This window comes from Bifidobacterium pongonis (assembly GCF_019331805.1).
Lineage (GTDB): Bacteria > Actinomycetota > Actinomycetes > Actinomycetales > Bifidobacteriaceae > Bifidobacterium > Bifidobacterium pongonis.
Map to the genome: position 1 here is coordinate 42,229 of NZ_JAHBBE010000015.1, position 14,546 is coordinate 56,774.

The following is a 14,546-nucleotide window of genomic DNA, read 5'->3' on the forward strand; positions in this document are numbered from 1 at the left end:
TCGCCTTTACGCTCAGTCGTTCTTCCTGGAGCGCAGCAGCAGGAACGCGCCGGCGCCGCACAGCACGGCCATGGCCGCGTAGATGCACAGCCAGGTGGCACCGGTCTTCGGCATCTCAAGCAGGTTGCGCACGTTGGTCACCTTGATGTTGGCGTCGCTGTCGGTGTCGGCCACCACCAGCTGGTTGGCGTCGGCCTTGTCGAGGCTGACGGTCTGGGTTCCGGCGGTTTCGCCTTCCTTGGTGCCGTCCGCAACGGTCACGGTGGCTTCGAAGCTCGGCAGTGCGGTTGCGCCCAGCGGGGACTTCGTTTCCTTGAAGTAGTACTGGCCGTTCAGACCGTTGATGGTCAGGATGCCGCTCTCGGGGGTGACCAGCTCGGTGACGCCGTCAGCAGCGGTCTGATCGTCAAGCAGGGTGTAGGTGCCATCGGAGTTCTTCACGAACTTGAGGGCAGCGCCGTCGGAAGCGTTACGCACTTCGAATTCGGCACCGGCCAGGTTGTTGCCCTTGACGTCGACCTTGTGCAGCTTCAGGTTGCCGGTGTAGGTCTTGACTTCGACAGTGTCGGTATCGCCGTGCTCAATGCCGTTCGGGTTGCGGGAGTAGGTCAGGTTCACCTGGTTCGGGTTGCCTTCACCGTTGATGACGGCGTTCTTGTTCAGGGTCGCGGTGTACTGCACGGTGATCTTCTTGCCGATCGGGAACAAGTCGGACTGCTTGGTGATATCGGAAGAACCCTCAGTGGTCGGAGCGAAGAGAATGGAGAAGGACTTGCCGCCGTTGTATGCGTCTTCGGTGGTCACATCGGTGAGGTCAGTCTTCTTGTAGAAGTTAGCGTTGTCCTTGTACTCGGTGTCGACGTCTTCAACCTTGACGGAGGTGATCTCCTTGAAGGTCAGGCCCTTGGAGAGGGTATCGTTCAGGGAGAGGTAGTAGCCCTGGTCGTAACCGGTGTAGTTCGGCACAGTGGTGGTCAGCTCGTAGGTGACGGTGTCGCCGATGGCGGCCACGTTGCTCTCGACGCGCTCGTTACCTTCCACGATCTTCTTGTCGACGGTCGGCTGGGTGGCCTTGTAGTCGACTTCGCCAAGGGTCTTACCCTGGATGGTCTTATTGTCGATACCGGTGCCGTTAAGCATCGGGATGGACACGACTTCGTTGCCGTTCTCAGAAGCGACATCGAACACGGCGTAGACGCCGGCAGGCACGCTCTTGGTGGCGTTGTTGCCATCAGTATCCACAGTCATCTTGTTGGCATCGGCGAACGCATCCTTGACAGTCCGCTGGTTGGCAAGCTTGGTCAGGAAGTTGCGCAGCTTGCCGGCGTACGGCGAGGCGTCGGAGTCGAGCAGGTTCTGCACGACCCACACCATCGGGTTGGTGCTGTCGTAACCCTCGGGTCTGGTGGTGCTGATACCGGCATCCTCCAACGCCTGATTAACGGCAGTAGCATAACCGCCGTCCGCCAGATCGTAGCCGGTGATGTTGGTGCCATCGGTCTGCGCCGCGGAATAGGCAGCCAGCTTGACGGCGTACAGATTCTTGCCCTTGAGCGCGCCTTCGGAAGCCTTGACGGTCAGAGTCTGCTCGGCCTTAACATTGTCGGTCGCAATAGCGGTGGTATCGGCAGCCATGGCGGAGCCGGTGAGGGCCATGCCGGACAGCAGTGTCGCGGCCGCGGCCATGCCTGCCATCAGGCGCTTGGTGATCGAATTCATCGTTGATCTTCTTCTTTCCTGATTGATTGTTGGTGGTTGGTTATTGGTTGTGGTTGTTGGTTGGTTCTCGGTATGGGAAGGTGTGGGAAGCCCGCGCGGCGGGATTGCGCCCCACGGTCATTCCCTTGCATGGATTCGCTTCGGGCGTCGCTCCTTTCCTGATGAGGAGGTCAGCCGGTAGCCGACCATTGCAAGTACCAGTCCTGCCGCGAGGATCACGCCAAGCCAGTTGGCCCGTCCTGTGAACGGCATGGAAGTCAGGGGTTTCTTGGCGTTGGTGACGATCCAACTGCCGTCTTCAAGCTGCGCGAACCCGTGGGCTTTGGCGAGCGCGGGGAAATCCGCGTTGGTGGAGGGCACGTTCCGTCCGTCGCTGTCGAGCATGCCGACGGTCACGTTGCCGTCGCTCGTGATCTCGAACGTGTAGTCGGCTCCCGCGTTGGCGGTGTATCCGTCCGGCGCCGAAACTTCGGTGACCTGGTAGACGGTGTTCTGCTTGAAGCCGGAGATGGTGATGTACCCGTCGCGCGAATCCAGATCGGCCAGCCATTGGTTGCCGCTGTCGGTGGTTTCGGCTTTGCCGTTGTCGGCCACATACACGTAGCTCGCGGCATCGGTCCCGCACTGGTCGGTGCAGATCGCCCAGCTGGATCCGGCCAGATAAGCCGAATCCCCGCCTGTCAGCGTCGCCTTGTCGTTATCGTCGATGGTTGCCGAAGCGGCCTTGACCTTGTTCCAGCTGATGGTGCTGATCTTCTGGTCGCGCGCGTGGATCTCGTCGTTGGATTCGACGGTGAGCTTATGCGCGGAGACATACTCCTTCATGGTTTTGAGCTGGTCGGTTTCCGCATCGTTCGTGTCGCGAAGGTAGAAGTAGTACGGTGCCGCGTCCAACTGGTAGCCGTTCGGCGCCTGCGTTTCCACCGCCGCATACAGCGTGCTGGTGGAGAGGTTGTACAGCGCGCTGCTGGTATCGGTGCCGGCGCGAGAGCTGAGCGTCGCCTGGCCTTCATTACCCGTGGTGATGGTTTTGCTGTATGTGCCGTCGCAGGTCGTCTGTTCGGCGGTGTTGGTCGCGTTGTCGCTGATATCCACCTTGCAGACGGTGAACGTCGTACCCGGCAGGGTCTTCGGATTATGCAAAGCGGCATCGGTTTTGACGAGCGTGGTGTCGCCTTGCGCGCCCATGCCGGATACGATGGATTTGATGCTCGTATCCCGCTCGTCGTCCTTCCTGACCGCCTCGTTGCCCTTGAGCTTGATCGAGTTGCGCACGCTCACCTGCTGGCCCACCACGCCTTTGACTCGCACGGTGTACTTGATTTTCAGGCCGTGGTCGATCCACATGCTCTTGGGATTGTCGGAGCCGTCATAAGGATCGGAGAGGTTCTTGGGGATGGTGAAGGTGATCGACTGCTTCCTGGTGACCGGGTCGACGGAAATGTCGGCGCTCACCTCTTTGGTTTTGTCGCATCGCGGGTCGCTGCCGCCATCGACCAGGGCGCTGTAGTCGCCCAAGTATTCGGCGTTGGGGCTGTCAAGCTCATCCACCAGCTGGAACGAGTCCGCGTTGCCGACGAAGTTCAGGATCTTCTTGTCGACATCCACCGTGTACACGATGGTGTTGTCGTCCTTAACGTCGCCCCATTTGCCGAGCACGTTCTCCACGTCCTGCTTGATGCTGGCGGTGCCGGAAGCGTCGTTGCTGACAAGCGATTGGCCGTCGAGCTGGATGCCGGCATGGTTGGTGAACACCATGGTGGTGCCGGCCTTGTAGCCCAGGTCGTTCGCCGTTTCGGGTGTGATGTAGGTGTCGAAGCTGAACACCACGATGGAATGATCCTGCTTGGCTATGGCCATGGCCGTACCGTCGCTGTTGGTTCGCGCCGTTTCGGGCATGTCTTTGCTGCTGTCGGTGGTACTGGTGCGCCACGCGGTCAACGTGCCGTCGTTGGGGGCGGTGAAGGTCAGATTCTGGCCTTGCTGCGTCATGGTCGCGCAGGTCGCGCTGGCACCGGTTTCGGTCTTGCAATCCTTGCTTGTCGAGACGGCGAAGGTGTCCCAATGCTCGGTCGCATCCGACTTGTCGACGCTGTAATCGAACTTCTGGTTGACGAAACGCCCGTACGTCGGGTAGTCGTCGGCCAGCTTCCAGCCCTTGGGCAGCGTGTCGGTCATGGTGATCGTCTGCACCTCGCTGAGGTCGGCAATACCGTTGAGCCGGTTGTTGGTGTCGCTGGTCAGCCACCAGGACTTCACGCCGTTGCCCCAGACGCGCCAATGCGTGCGCCACCTGCCGTTCGGGCAGTTCTTCTCCACGTATTCCGCCGCTTTGGTTTCGGCGTCGGCGTCGCTCATGCCGGCGTTCTTCAGCGTGGTCTTGTAGTTGTTCTTCACGGTTTCCGCGGTTTCGAACGTCGCGGCGTCGTTGAAGTCGCTGCCGCCTTCATGTGTGGCGTCCGCCGACTTGCCGATATGGTTGCCGCCTGAGTAGGTGTAGGTGTCTTCCACCGTCTCCCCCTTGCTCATGCCGCCGACCTTGTAGCTGAACTTGGCGTAGTTGTGGTACACGTCCGGGTTCTTGTCGAACAACGTGGTGTAGCTGATACGCATCTTCTTGTCGTATTTCTTGGTCGCCCGATCATCGTCGTTCTTGTACCAGAGCTTGAAGCTGGGCGAGCCGTCGTGCAGGTTCCATGTGTCGCCGGATTCGGCGTTGCCGTCATGGAACCAACCCGCCGGGTAGTCGTATCCCTTGGGCAGTTCACGCCCGTCGCGGGAGAGGATCTGGTAGTCGCCGGTCACGTCCTTCCAACAGCTGTCCATGGATTCCGTGCACCCTTCGCCGCCGGTGTATTCCTTGACGCTCAGGTTGAGCGCATCCTGGGAGTACCACATGTGCAGCGTGTTGCCGTCCGAATCGCTGGAGGTCCAATCCTCGTAGAAGTTGAGTTCGGTGATGTCCTGGTTCTGCGGGTCGAAGTCGATGGTCCACGGCACTTCGAGCACGTTCGGGTGCCCTTCCACCGCCTGGGAGTGCCCGTGCGTCTTCTTCAGCAGGTGGATGTCGCTGATGTCCTTGGCGAAGTACCCGGAGGCGTTGCCCTGTTCGGAGCAGGAGTTGCCGTCGATATGGCACACCGTGCCCTTGTTCTTGAATTCGGCCTTTCCGTCGATCGGCTTGGTGCTGTACACCAGCTTGTATTCGTAGGACCCCGCATCGCTCGGGAAATCATAGGAGAACGACTGGCTGCCGTCCGACGGCAGAGCGGTGTTGTCGCTCACCAGCGTTTCCGTCTTATTGCCGTCTTTATCGGTTTCGACCTTGTACACCTGCAGGTTGCCGGTATAGTGCTGCGTCGGGTTGCCGTCGCTGCCCTGCTGCAGTTCGTCGGTGAAACGGTAGCCGCTCAGATCGACCTTGTCGGTTCCCGAATTGATGTTGACCGTCCACGTGACGTTGCCGTCGGCATCCAGCGTCTGCCCTGAGGTCTTGCTCACCCAGTTGTAGCTTTTGCCTTTCACCCACGGGTAGTAGGTGGATTCCTTCGGACCGCCGCCCTTCCACTGCCACTGGGCGGTGTTCTTCGCGCCGTCGTATTTGCCGCTGCTGGCGTTCGCTTGGGCCGTGTCTTTGACTTCGGTGGTGTAGGTGATGGTGTAGTCGCCCTTCGGGAGGGTGTCCATATGCATGGTCACGGAATGCTCGTCGTCATCGATATGCGTGTAATCGAAGGTCGCTTTGGCGGCGGCATCCACTGCGGCCTGATTGTTCTGGTCGTTCGCGGTGATCTGGAAATCCTGGTTCACGGTCAGGTCGGCGCCGTGCACGTCCTTGAAGTCGAAATCCTGCATGTCGGCTTCGGCCGTCAACTTGACTTCACAGGTTTGCTTCAGTCCGCTCGTGTAGTTGCAGCTTTTGCCGCCGCCCACCTGCGCTTTGCTCCACGTCACGTCGACCGTGTTGGAGATGCCGGGGAACTCCCATGAGTCCTGGCCGTTGTCCGGAATATTGTCGGCGTCCCAGTTGGTTTTGAACGTGTAGTTGACCCAATAGTTCTGGTTCAGACCATGCTTCGTCACGTAATCGCGGTCGAATCGGATCACCAGTTCGGCTTTGCCGTTCTCCCCTTCGACAATCTGCATGGAGCCCAGCTTTTCGCCGTTCTTCATTTCGTAACGGATCTGCTTGTTTTCGTCGGCGACCGCGCTGTAATCGATCGGAAGCGGGTAGCGCAGATCGAGGTTGTATTTGGACGGGTCGGTGCTGCCGCCGGTGATGGTGTCGTCGCTCAGGTTCAGTTTCAGCGTGAAGGTGGTCGGCTGGTCCAGTGCGATGTTGTCGATCGAGCTCGGGTTGCTGTAGGTCTTGTTCTGCGTGTTTCCGTTGTCGTCGCGCGTGGTGACGGTGATGGTGAGGTCGCCGGATGCGATGTCCTTATCGCCGAGCACGTAATACGAATCCAGGGATGAGGTGGTGTCGGCCGCGTTCGCCAGCACCGGCATGCCCACCAACGCGGACAGCACGAGCGCGAGGGCGATCAGGATGCACTGCGTCTTGCCTGCGCCCATGCCCAAGCGGCGCGCGCAGGCGCCGTGGGCATGGTTGCCCTCGGCATGACGGGCTGTTTTGCCCGGCGTATGCAGATCCCAACGTTTCACTATGTACTCCTCGTACTCCTCAACTGCGTATGGGTGCGCCGCCCCACGCGGAACCCTTCTCGCGTTCCCGCAATGCGTCGCACCCACATCAACTCAAGCGCTTCATTTACACAGTGTAAACACTTAACACACTTAAGCAAATGAGGGCTATTTCAGATTCGTTGTGCTGCATGACTTTTAGGCGGCTTGTTTGAATCGTTTTCATTGCGGTAATTACCGATTGTTAGCTTAATCGCTTCAGTAATTGGGGATATGAAAATCCCCATGAAATCAGGCATGGAAAATTTCTTTCTGAAAATACAAAATAACGTCGCCGGCGCATTCGGGCAGCTTCCGGCGACATCTCTTCAAAGTGGCGTAAAACCGTCTGCGCAAACGTTAGCATCGGCGTGTCGCACTTGCTTCCCTTGCCGTATTTCAGGCATTGAAAACGGGCATTTCCATGACCAATGACCATGCGTTGTCATTGAGGGAACGCTAACAGTGCTGATTTTCCAGTACTTAAATGTAACTTAAGCAATTTCTCTACACTTCGGATCCCCGAACCTTCGCCCCAAGCCGCCCTCGTTCAAACCGTCTGAACCTCCCCAAACCGTCTGAACCGTCTCTCGAACCGCTCCGACTACCTTGTTCCCACCCGTTCCACCCGTTCCCGCAGCGGTGCGCCCACGCGTGCGGCCATCTCGCCTATAGGTGGCAGATTCCAGCCCCCTCCACGAACCAGGTGGCTTATATATGGCATCAAAACCGGAAAACCCCGAGTACGAACGCCGGAATTCCAACGCGCATACCCGGGGCTCCCACGCAAAAGTGCCATACATAAGCCACCTGGCAAATCCCGAACGCCAAAATCCGCCACATATAAGCGAGGTAGCGCCGCCCCTCCCCCATTCGCAGGGCAATGGCCCCTGCCCCAACAACCCGGCAGACCCAACACCCAGTGAACCCCAGCAACCCGCGCGAACCCACCCCAACAAAAACGGGGCCCGCGCGGATGGAATCATCCGCGCAGGCCCCGCCCGAAAATCGCAGTCGGCCACACCTACGGCGCCGGCCGCCCAGCCTCCGGCAGCCGGATCAGACGATCTTCGGCATCGGAGTGGTCAGCGACGTGGTGAGGTTCACATGCACCAAGCCTGCACCGGCGTGCACTTCCACTTTCTTCAGGGTGACGGTGCGCTCCTCCTCCGGAGCACGGTCGTTGTCGGTCATGGTAGCCGGGGACTTCACCGCGACCAGCGCAAGCTTGGTGATGTCGATGCCGACGCTCTCGCACAGCGAGATCGCCTCATCGCGGGAAGCGACGAAACCATCCTTGAGCAGAATGCGCTCGGCCGGCACGCCGTACGCATGTTCGGCGACCCACTTGGCGTCCTCGACCACGGACATGCCGCTGTGGCTGCTCGGGCGCGCGGGGGCCGCGGCGTTCTGCAGCACGTCGACGAAGGCGTCCAGCTGCGGGGCCAGCGCCTCGCCGCCGTCACGGAACAGGTTGCCGATGATCGGCTCACGGAACTCCAGATCCTTGGCGGTCTGCTTCAGGGCCGGCACCTGGTCGTCCTCGCCCTCCCACAGGTTGATGAGCGGGAAGGTCGGGATATCCAGGCTTTCGAGGCGCTGCACGTGGAACGGGTAACGCCATGCCAGCTCCGGGTCGTCGCGCCAGGTGGAGGCGCGGGTCACGACGATGGCGGCGGACGGCCACTGCGCGTCGAACTCGCGGCATGCGATGTCGAGCCACTTCTGTGCGCCGGCGTCGGTGCCGTACCCGGCTTCGACGATGACCACGTCATGCAGCGCGCACGCCATCTCCACGGAGACCAGCGTCGGGATGCCGATGGACACGTTGGCGAACGGACCGCCGTGCACGTACACGGGGGAACCGTTCACGGTTTCGGTCTTGGCGGGCTTGACCGCGTCGGCCAGGATGCCGGTGATGCGCCACAGGTCGACGAATTCACCGAAGGTCACGCCCTTGCCGTCCTTGGTGCCGGCGATCATTCTGGACACGCGGTCGGCAATCTCATCCATGGAACGGGACAGCACCACGATCTGCATGAGCTCGCAGGTCGGGGTGAGTACCACGCGCTCGGGCACATCGCCCTTGCCGCGGTCCACCGCGATCTGGCGCAGGGAGCGGGACGGCACTTCGGAGACGCGCGGCACGAGGATGGTGTCCAGCTTGCCTTCGTCCACGGCCTTCTCGGCGAAGGAGACCAGCAGGTTCTGGGCGGCCTCGATGGCACCCATCTCACCGCACAGACCCCAGTCGATCAGCTCCGGGTGGGTCAGGGAGGCCTTGCCGCCACCGGATGCACCGCCCTTGGAACCGGCTGCGGTGATGCCCATGCTCGGCTGGCGCAGCACGGCGGCCGCGTCGATGCCACGCTCGTTCAGCGCGTCGATGAGCGCGATGGTGGTGGTGGTCTTGCCTTCGCCGCGGCTCGCCTTCAGCGGGGTGTCGGCGGTGACGAGCACGACCTTGCCGTGCTTGCGCGGGGCGTCGGGGTTGTTCTTCAGGTAATCGAGATAGCCGAAGGCGTCGATCTTCTGCACCAGGCCGTACTGGCTGGTGAAGTCCTCGATGGAAGTCATTCGTTTGTACCTTTCCTTGTGTTCCCTGGGGTTCTCTGGGCTCCCGGGAGTCCCGGGTGTTCCCTGTTGCGGTCGGTTGCGGTTGCCGCCGGTTGCGGTTGCCCGCGATCAGAAATCGGACATGTGGAAACCGTTCTTCATCGCCATGCTGCGCGTGTACAGCACGGAGTCGAGAAGCTTATCGGTTTCCTCCTTCAGCTGGTCGGCCATGGTCTGGTTTGCCGCGGCGAGCACGTCGCGCACTTCGCCGTTGCGCACGGAGGCGATGATCTCCTCCGGTTCCATCGGCTCGATGTCGCCTTCGACGTTGTCGGCGTCGAATTCGCCCTGTACGGCGGAATCCAGACGCGCGGCCTGCTCATCGGTGGCGGCGACCATGCGGTGGCCCATCGCGCCGGTCTTCTCCTGGTAGCGTTCGACCGCGTTGGCGGTGTCGGCGAAGGCACCGTCGCACAGCGCGGCGATGATGCGGTTCTCCCAGTAGAAGTTCTCGCTGGTCACGCGCGTGGTGGTGTCGGCCATGTACGCGGGGGTGGTGTCGACGTTGGCGTAGAACGGCACCAGCGTGTTGAACGGGTTGGAACCGTAGGCCATCCACTGGATCGCGCGGTATGCCTGCGGGCGGTACGGGCGCAGCTGCAGCACGGCGAGCTGGCTCTGGCGGTTGATGCCGATCGGACGGTACATGTGGTGCGTGCGCTCGTCGCCGAGCTTGCCGTACGGATCGTACGGGGTGCCCTGGTAGTGCCCGGACAGCACGTACTTGATGTCTTCGATGGTCACCTTGCGTTCCGGCTGACGTGCCCACGGGATGTCGTTGCTTTCGGGGCGATGGTCGGCGTCCGGGCCGTCCCACACTTCGTCATACGGGTTGAGGAAGCGCTGCATCCACCATGCGCGCGGCGTGTTGTACACGTGGTCGGAATCGGAGTGCGAACCGAAGGCGTCGCGCGGGTTGAACGGCGAGGTCGCTTCGACGGCCAGGTCGAGGTGGTTGCGTTCGATGAACTCGCCCAGATCGGCGGAGCACATGTGTTCGATCTGCTCGCCCAGGGCGTCGTCCAGGTCGAATTCGTCGATGCCCAGCTGGTTCGGCATGGTCACGTATGCGGCATCCGGCACGCGCTTGGCGATCCAATGGTGTCCGCCGACGGTTTCCATCCACCAGATTTCGTTCACGTCGGAGAATGCGACGCCGTTCATCTCGTAGGTGCCGTATTCCTCCAGCAGTGCGCCCAGTCGTTCCACGCCTTCACGCGCGGTCTTGACGTACGGCAGGACGATGGTGAGGAAGTCCTCTTCACCGATGCCGCCCGCGATTTCGGGCTCATAGCCTTCCTCGCCTTCCTTTCCCTTGGCCGGAATACGCTCCACGAACGGGTCGGCGCCGAGCACGCGCTCGTTGGTGGTCAGGGTTTCGGTGGCGCTCATGGCCACGTTGGCCTCGTTCACACCGGCTTCGCCCCACAGGCCTTCCTTGAGGTCGGCGTTGGGGACGCTGGTGTACTGCATGGGATCGTCCGGCAGTTCGATGCGGACGTGGGAGATGACCGCCTGGTACGTGCGCGGCTGGTCCTCCGGCTTGACGACGACGAACCGCTTGGGGCAGAATTCGCCGTTCGCGGAATCCTCGTTGCGGGCGATGATGGTGGAGCCGTCATAGCTCGCATCCTTGCCTACCAGAATCGTGGTGCAGGCCATGGTTTCCTTTCTGTTCTTGGTGATGTGCTCCCCATGGGGAGCGAAGTATCTATGCGTCTGGATGTCGGCGGAACCGTTCAGCCACGCATACCCAGACATGACCGTTCGGGCGCGTACGACTCAGGCGCGACCCGTGACGAACATGACGCCCTGATCGGGGTTCTCCCCCGACTCGCGCAGTCCGCGAAGCAGCTCGTTCATCCAGAAGCCCTGGTTCAATCCGGGCAGCGGCTGCTTCGTGGCCCACACGTGCAGGCAGTAGTCATGATCCTTGTCGGGCGGCTGCGGGCCGTTGTAACGCATCGTGAGCGCCGGGTCGGCGTTACGACCGACGAAATGCGATGCCGAGGAGTTGCGGCCCTGCACGGCTTCGGGGATCATGGCGGGCATTTGGCGGGAGAAGTCCGGCGGAATGGCCAGCGCGTGGGAATCGTTGAAATCGAACATCAGCGCGTCGATGGGCAGGTTCGCTACCGTCCAATGGATCCATTCGAATCCGCAGACGGGGATGGAGTCGGGGTCGGTGAACGCCCAGTGCAGATACCGCGCTTCTGGGTCGACCTCGTCGATGTAGAAGGGGAAGGAGATGGATGGCACGCCTTCCACCCGGTATTCCGGTGCCGCGGCCTTGGCGAAGTCGTCGGGCACGACTGTGAAATCAGCGGAGATCTTCATACGCTTCAGTGTAGCCCTCCCCGTGGTTCGCTCCCCGCTCACGGCTCATTTCCGCGGGTGGGAGGCGGGCGGCTCCGGAAATACGGAAGGTCCCGCCGATCCGTGGAAGGACAGGCGGAACCTTGGGATGAGGCGGTGCCGGCTTATGCGCCGAATCAGTTGGCGGGCGTGTAGAAGTCGCCGTTCAGCGCGGCCTTGGCCTTGGCCTGGGCCTCCTCGAAGGTGACTTCGGCCAGCTGGGCACGCACGTCATCGAGGGCCACCGGGGTCATCGACAGGGAGTTCACGCCCAGACCGGTGAGCACGACGGCCAGATCCGGATCGGCCGCGGCCTCGCCGCACACGCCGACCGGCATGCCCTTGGCATTGCCCGCGTCGCAGATCAGCTTGATGGCGCGCAGCACCGCCGGGTGCCATGCGGTCTGATAGCCGGCCACGGAACCGAGGGTACGATCGGCGGCCATGGTGTACTGGGTCAGATCGTTGGTGCCGATGGACACGAAGTCGGCGACTTCGGCGACCTTGTCGGCCATGAGGGCGATGGACGGAACCTCGGCCATCGCACCGACCTTCTTCAAACCGAAGCTCTTGCCGAGCTTGACGAAGTAGTCGGCCTCGTACTCGTCGGCGACCATCGGGGCCATGACCCACAGGTCGGCGTCGGTCTGGGCGTCGGCGGCGGCGAGGGCCTTCAGCTGGCCTTCCAGGACATCCTTGTGCTCGCGCAGGGTGCGCAGACCACGCAGACCCAGGGCCGGATTCGGCTCGTCTTCCGGGGTGAGGAACGGCAGCGGCTTATCGGCACCGGCGTCGAGCATACGGATGACGACCTTCTTGCCCGGGAACTGGCTCAGCAGCTCGGTGTAGGCCTTGGTCTGCTCTTCGACGCTCGGCGGCTCGGAGTTGCCGATGAACAGGAATTCGGAACGGAACAGGCCCACGCCTTCGGCGCCGTATTCGATGGCGGTCTTCGCGTCGGCGGGCTTGCCGAGGTTGGCAAGCAGCGGCACATGGTGGCCGTCCTTGGTGCCACCGGCCCGGCCGCGCAGCTCCTTGGCCCTTGCGGCATGTTCCTTGGCCGCTTCGGCGTCCTTGATCTCCTCGTCGGTCGGCTCGGTGACGACCTCGCCCTTGGCGGCGTTGACGATCACGTTCTCGCCGTTCTTCAGGCCCTCCGCCTCGGCTGCGGACACCACGGACACGATGCCGCGGGCACGGGCCAGAATGGCGGTGTGGGAGGTCGGGCCACCCTGGGAGGTGACGATGGCGAGCGTCTTGGTCATGTCGAGCGTGGAGGTGTCGGCGGGAGAAAGATCCTCGGCCACGAGCACGAAGGGCTCGTCGGATTCCGGAACGCCCGGGGCGGCGACGCCGCGCAGCTCGGCGATCACACGCTGGCCGACATCATGCAGATCCGCCGCGCGCTCGGCCTGGTAGCCGCCGATCATCTTGAACATCTCCTCGACCTGGGCGAAGCCTTCAAGCACGGCGCGTTCGCCGGTCTTGCCGCCGTTGACGAGGTTCTTGATGTTCTCGGCGAGGGAGGGATCGGAAGCGAACATGGCGATGGCCTGCAGGATCGGAGCGGCCTGCTTGGCGCCCTCATCGCCGTTGGCGGCCTGCTCGGCCTTGTGGTTCAGTTCGGCGTTCACCTTGGCCATGGCCGCGGCGACGCGCTCGTTCTCCTCCACCGCGCTGATGGAGGCGTCGCGGCTGACGTCCGCCGGCTCTTCCAGCGGCGGGGCCATGCGGATGACCTTGCCCACGGCAACTCCACGACCAATGCCGACACCCTTGATAATCATAAGGAACTCCCTTTCCTTTACTTACTTCCAACCGCTCGCTGTACGGCTGGTAAAACTTGATGCGCAACGCGACCTAGGCGCTGCCCCACTGCAATGACCCCCACCGTCTTTGCCGGTAAATCATTTTCAGCTCCACGTCAGTATACACCGCACAACCCGCGACACAAAAACGGTAAACGTTTTCCGCGTTTTGCGAAAAAGTGTTACACTTGCTTTCAGCGGCACACCCGTCGCCGCATGATTGTTAGGTAATAACAGAACCGAATCGACGCAAAGGAGTGTCATTATGGCAACCCGCACCATCACCATCACCGATCCCGTCGGCATCCACGCCCGTCCGGCCGCACAGTTCGCCCAGGCGGTCACCGCCTCCGGCTGCACCGTGACCATCGCCAAGGAAGGCGGCAACGCCGTCCCGGCCGGCTCCATCCTGTCCGTCATGGGCCTGGGCATCAAGCAGGGCGACGCCGTCGTGATCGACGTGCAGGGCGCCGATGACGAGACCGTCGCCGACAACCTGGCCAACATCCTCGTCAGCGCCGAGTGATTCCCGGCTTTTCGACGATTTCCCCAGCCGCCCGCCCTTTCGACGGGCGGCTGTTCTATTCTTGATGCGGTCCCGTCACGGCACCAGTGTTTCACACTGTGTTTCACAGGCGCCATGCCTTAGTCGCAGAGGCAGACGGAACCGCATTCCATGAGTCATGTACACGGAGGAGAGCATGACCGGCAAGAACGAACGCGGCAGTTCCATCACGAACGTCGCCGCATTGGCCAACGTATCCATCGCCACCGTGTCGCGCGTGCTGTCCGGCAAACGCGGCAAGGACGACGACATCGCCAGACGCGTGCGCGCCGCGGCGGAACAGCTCAACTATTCCGTCAACTACGCGGCCAGCTCGCTGCGCAGCGATGTGACCAATTCCATCGGCCTGATCATCCCGAGCGCCACGGAACCATTCAGCGCACAACTGCTCGACGAGCTCGAATACGCGATCGACGCCGACGAGCAGCAGGTCCTCATCGGCATCGGCGCCGACCAGGCCGCACAGGCGGAACGCTTCAGATCCCTGGTGTTACGCCATGTGGACGGCATGATCGTCGCCCCCGACCCAGACAGCGACCTGTCCGCAACCATGGACCGCTACGCCGATTTCCTGCCCGTCGTGCAGATCGGCGGCCATCAGCAGTCCCTCAAAGCATCCGTGGTCTCCATCGACGAAAGCGCGGCGATGGCGATCATCATCAAACATCTCGCCGAACGCGGCGCGCACGCCGTGGCCTACATGGCCAGCAAGGAAGTCAACTTCGAATCGGCCGAGATGTTCACCATGTTCCGCACGCAGGCACGCGCCTACCATCTCACCTCATACACGGATTGGAACCAGT

At 61.9% G+C, this 14,546-nt stretch carries 9 protein-coding genes; 2 read left to right on the plus strand and 7 right to left on the minus strand.

Annotation, left to right across the window (positions count from 1 at the left end):
• Positions 1–12: 12 nt before the first annotated feature.
• The 7 genes from KIH75_RS05105 to ptsP form a co-directional block, all read right to left on the minus strand.
• Complete coding sequence (locus KIH75_RS05105; RefSeq protein ID WP_219055695.1) at positions 13–1,719, minus strand: isopeptide-forming domain-containing fimbrial protein; 1,707 nt, start codon at positions 1,717–1,719, stop codon at positions 13–15.
• Positions 1,720–1,836: 117 nt separating this feature from the next.
• A complete protein-coding gene (locus KIH75_RS10300; RefSeq protein ID WP_219055696.1) occupies positions 1,837–6,381 on the minus strand; it encodes a SpaA isopeptide-forming pilin-related protein in 4,545 nt (1,514 codons plus the stop codon).
• A 152-nt stretch (positions 6,382–6,533) separates the two neighbouring features.
• Positions 6,534–6,659: a hypothetical protein gene (locus KIH75_RS10225; RefSeq protein ID WP_274608100.1), complete on the minus strand. Its 126-nt coding sequence runs from the start codon at positions 6,657–6,659 to the stop codon at positions 6,534–6,536.
• Between the two features lie 799 nt (positions 6,660–7,458).
• Positions 7,459–8,976 carry a formate--tetrahydrofolate ligase gene (locus KIH75_RS05115; protein WP_219055697.1) on the minus strand — a complete coding sequence of 506 codons (1,518 nt, stop codon included), beginning with the start codon at positions 8,974–8,976 and terminating at the stop codon, positions 7,459–7,461.
• 108 nt (positions 8,977–9,084) lie between these two features.
• Positions 9,085–10,677, minus strand: a complete 1,593-nt coding sequence (locus tag KIH75_RS05120; RefSeq protein WP_219055706.1) for a C69 family dipeptidase — start codon at positions 10,675–10,677, stop codon at positions 9,085–9,087.
• 120 nt (positions 10,678–10,797) lie between these two features.
• Positions 10,798–11,352 carry a YbhB/YbcL family Raf kinase inhibitor-like protein gene (locus KIH75_RS05125; protein WP_219055698.1) on the minus strand — a complete coding sequence of 185 codons (555 nt, stop codon included), beginning with the start codon at positions 11,350–11,352 and terminating at the stop codon, positions 10,798–10,800.
• Positions 11,353–11,507: 155 nt separating this feature from the next.
• Positions 11,508–13,157: a phosphoenolpyruvate--protein phosphotransferase gene (gene ptsP / locus KIH75_RS05130; RefSeq protein WP_219055699.1), complete on the minus strand. Its 1,650-nt coding sequence runs from the start codon at positions 13,155–13,157 to the stop codon at positions 11,508–11,510.
• A 286-nt stretch (positions 13,158–13,443) separates the two neighbouring features.
• Between ptsP and KIH75_RS05135 the strand changes: the two genes are divergently transcribed.
• Together KIH75_RS05135 and KIH75_RS05140 are read left to right on the plus strand one after the other, a co-directional pair.
• Complete coding sequence (locus tag KIH75_RS05135; RefSeq protein ID WP_219055700.1) at positions 13,444–13,704, plus strand: HPr family phosphocarrier protein; 261 nt, start codon at positions 13,444–13,446, stop codon at positions 13,702–13,704.
• 175 nt (positions 13,705–13,879) lie between these two features.
• Positions 13,880–14,546, plus strand: a 667-nt coding sequence (locus KIH75_RS05140; RefSeq protein ID WP_219055701.1) for a LacI family DNA-binding transcriptional regulator, incomplete at its 3' end; no start/stop codon positions are given.

Bases quoted from the DNA above. Each gene is read 5' to 3' on its own strand.
- KIH75_RS05105 (WP_219055695.1), bottom strand. From the start codon at position 1,719: ATGAATTCGATCACCAAGCGCCTGATGGCAGGCATGGCCGCGGCCGCG.
- KIH75_RS10225 (WP_274608100.1), bottom strand. From the start codon at position 6,659: ATGCCTGATTTCATGGGGATTTTCATATCCCCAATTACTGAAGCGATT.
- KIH75_RS05115 (WP_219055697.1), bottom strand. From the start codon at position 8,976: ATGACTTCCATCGAGGACTTCACCAGCCAGTACGGCCTGGTGCAGAAG.
- KIH75_RS05120 (WP_219055706.1), bottom strand. From the start codon at position 10,677: ATGGCCTGCACCACGATTCTGGTAGGCAAGGATGCGAGCTATGACGGC.
- KIH75_RS05125 (WP_219055698.1), bottom strand. From the start codon at position 11,352: ATGAAGATCTCCGCTGATTTCACAGTCGTGCCCGACGACTTCGCCAAG.
- ptsP (WP_219055699.1), bottom strand. From the start codon at position 13,157: ATGATTATCAAGGGTGTCGGCATTGGTCGTGGAGTTGCCGTGGGCAAG.
- KIH75_RS05135 (WP_219055700.1), top strand. From the start codon at position 13,444: ATGGCAACCCGCACCATCACCATCACCGATCCCGTCGGCATCCACGCC.